General features: G+C 56.4%; 1 protein-coding gene. It reads left to right on the top strand.

Going from position 1 to position 234, the window contains the following annotated elements; genetic code table 11:
• Positions 1-234: isocitrate/isopropylmalate family dehydrogenase (locus GJQ66_RS13880; protein WP_268866103.1), on the top strand; the 234-nt coding region annotated here is incomplete at both ends.

Raw genomic sequence — 234 nt, 5'->3', positions numbered from 1 at the left:
TCCGATCTGGCTGGCGCGCTGGCGGGTAGTCTGGGCGTAGCGCCGACCGCGAATATTGATCCTGAACGCCGCTTCCCTTCCATGTTCGAACCGATCCATGGTTCCGCATTTGATATCACCGGCAAAGGGATTGCGAACCCCATTGCCACTTTCTGGACCGCGGTACAGATGCTTGAACATCTGGGCGAACGCCATGCCGCTGCGCTGATTATGGAAAGCATTGAGTATGTGTGT

The organism is Microbacterium sp. ZXX196 (genome assembly GCF_009709595.1).
Lineage (GTDB): Bacteria > Actinomycetota > Actinomycetes > Actinomycetales > Microbacteriaceae > Microbacterium > Microbacterium excoecariae.
Note: the sequence above shows the minus strand (reverse complement) of the source record. Positions and strands in the feature narration are given on the sequence as shown.